We start from the raw sequence: 2880 nt of genomic DNA on the forward strand, positions 1-2880 counted from the left end.
TAGAATCAGCGAGTTTGGTGGAACTCAGAACGCCTTAATTGCCAAGAAGGTTGCTATAACAGTTAACAGTTAACAGTTAACAATCCCAAAAATCAAATAATAAATGGTTTAACTTCACTGTAATGCCATTGTCCTTTAAAGCGTTCAGCGATCGCGGGTCGGACTCTGAATTTAGGCGGGTTCCCTGCCAAAACATCAATCTGTAAAAATGAGTAAGGACGGCGTTTTTGCGAACCTTGACCGTTGCGACCGACAAAAAGCAGCGATTCGGCAACGGGGATGCTACCCTTGTCAGGTCGTTTTCCCTGCGATCGCGCCAACTGGTAACTCTGGGCCTCATCAAAGGCCTCCACCAATACAGGCCCTTCCTCCCGTTGACGGCGCAGACTATGACCGCTACCTCCGCAAACAATCCAATTTGTATAAGCATCAGCGTGCCCAGTGTCCCCAGTGCGTATATATTCCAAACAGTGAGCATGACCACTTAGAATTAAATCTGCCACTCCTCGCCGTTCCCCCAAGTCTCCAACTGCATCCGCCACCGCATCAAATACCTCGCGGAGGCGATAACGAATTGCCAAAGTTTGACCTTGATTCCACTTCGTCGCTTCAGTGACATAGGGAGGGTGATGCAGGTAAATTACCCGCCCTCGCACGTCTGGACTCTGCCAAGATGCAATCAGCCTTTCCTTAAGCCAGTTAAGCTGTTCGGAGTCAGTTACAGTTGTTTTGTCTGCTGCCAGGTGTTTATCAATGTCCAACCTTTGCTCATCAATCTGCGCTAACTTGGCGCGGAAATCGTCCAACTGTTCAGCTTCTTGAGGGCGATCGCGATTCAAATTTGCCGAAGCTTCCAGAATTTGCAACCTTTCTTGTTCTAAATCCTGCCGTTGAACTTCCAACTCGCGGCGGTAAGCATCTCCCGCCTGCGTCGCTGGTAGCGGTAGCGGCGCGTTAAAAGTATTTGAATCTAGGGCAAAAAAATCAATGCCCCCACTGCGGAAAGTGTAATAACGATTTGGCAAACGGGTAAAGCGTCCAGGTTCGTAGTGCAAACAGCGACCAGTGTTAGTTTGGGCAGTGTAGTGAGTATCTAGGTGGCGATCGAGTTGGCCGGGAAGGTTAAAAGCTTGGAGACAATCAAGAAACGCTTTAGCATAAGCATGGCCTTGGCGCGATCCGTGCCAACCAACATCGAAATCTAATTTCGACTGGAACAGACGGCGCAGCGGCAAGGCACTCTGGGCGAGAATGCCGTAGATCAGGGGTAAGTCGTAGTAATCGTGATTGCCAGGAACCGGGAGGAACGGCAGATTGAATACCATTTTGTCGTAGGCAATGTGGGATGGCGCGTCACCTCCGACTAGAAACTCGCGGTAGGGGTTAATAAAATTTTGCTGATAATACTCGCTGGAACCGACTAGATAAACGACATCTCCAGTGTGCAGCAGGAAACGGCAGCGATCGCGGCGGGCAGCCATAATTTGGGCAACGCGACGCTGGGGGTTCTGTCCGCCCTCGTTTCCCGATCCGCTATCGCCTGCGACTAAAAATGAGAACTCTTCACTATCTGGAGAGCGATCGCCCAACACCAGCCGCGTTTGATCGATACCCCGTTCCACAATTAATCTGTCTTGCCACCGCACCCGCTCTTTCATCTTGCCGATTTTAACGGGAATTGGCGGATCAGATACAAATTGCACGCCGTCTATCTCCTAGATTTCTTAGTTCTCAGTCGATCGTGCAGCGATCGCTAGAGTTTTGACATCCATCTAGGGGAAGGCTACCGTATAGAGACATCTATTTGTAATAATTTAGTGAAAATGCAACAAATTTAGCAGGAGTGAAATCTCCTGTAATGTACGATACTAAGTCACAGATGGCATTCAACTAGCGCTTTTGATAGTATGCAATCAAGCCGAGGAATCAGGGAAAGCAGTGGAGGTGCGCGATGGAGCTTTTAGCTGAGCAGAAACGATGCTTAGATTGCTTGGTAACGTCAATCAGACAGCTAGGCGGTCAAGTAGAACCAGATCGACTTGAATATACAGCCGAGCTGATTATTCAAACCATGAGGGGCCCTTGGCGTTACTTTCATACGTCAGAACATATTTTTGAGGTCGGGGGGTCAGTCGATCCCGTCGAGGTATTGGCAGCTTTATTTCACGACATGGTTTACGTTCAAGTAGATCAGGGTGTTGGTTTTAACATCAGTAGCTATATTTGTCCGTTTGTCAAGGAGGTGCGATCGCAGCTAGTAATCAAAGACGAAAATGAAATTACTAAAGACTTGATGTACGAGTTAGTAGCAGTTATATTCGGGTTTGTTCCCGGACAAACTCTCTCACCCTTCGCAGGTCAAAATGAATTTTTGAGCGCGATCATGGCTGCAAAATGTTTAGAGCCTTTCTTACCCACTAATATCATTGCCAAAATCGCAGCCTGCATCGAAGCGACAATTCCATTTCGACCAATTTCACCATCTGGCTTGACTGCCAGCGAACTACTTCACCACCGCTTAATTGAGGCTAATATTCAGTTTAACTTTGGCTGGACAGATGCCGAAACTTGCGAAGTAGTCAGACAATCAGTGAGATTGGGCAACCGCGACGTTGAGAACTTTGCCTATCCTAATTCGGCAGATTTTTTGGATAATACCTGGAATCTTATGCCCGAAACTAATCACGAACTGAGTAATGTTAATTCCTACACAGTTGGCGGATACCGCAGGTCTCTACAAAAAATGGAAGGATTTATGAACTTCCTGAAACCCGAACTGGTTTTTCATCATTTTATGGGAGAACCAAGTGAGGAAAATTACTTAGGTTTAATTTCCAGAACCCGAAAAAACATAGAAGTTGCCAAGCTGTATTTAGGTGC

2 protein-coding genes are annotated in these 2880 nt (G+C 47.2%); one reads left to right on the top strand and one right to left on the bottom strand.

Annotation, left to right across the window (positions count from 1 at the left end):
* Window positions 1–92 precede the first annotated feature (92 nt).
* Window positions 93–1703 (bottom strand): metallophosphoesterase family protein, encoded by a 1611-nt coding sequence (locus OSCI_RS10675; protein ID WP_007354948.1) that lies wholly within the window; start codon window positions 1701–1703, stop codon window positions 93–95.
* A gap of 248 nt (window positions 1704–1951) precedes the next feature.
* Between OSCI_RS10675 and OSCI_RS10680 the strand changes: the two genes are divergently transcribed.
* A partial coding sequence (locus tag OSCI_RS10680; RefSeq protein ID WP_039962104.1) for a hypothetical protein occupies window positions 1952–2880 on the top strand: 929 nt, incomplete at its 3' end.

The sequence above is a fragment of the Kamptonema sp. PCC 6506 genome, from assembly GCF_000180455.1.
GTDB lineage: Bacteria > Cyanobacteriota > Cyanobacteriia > Cyanobacteriales > Microcoleaceae > Kamptonema > Kamptonema formosum.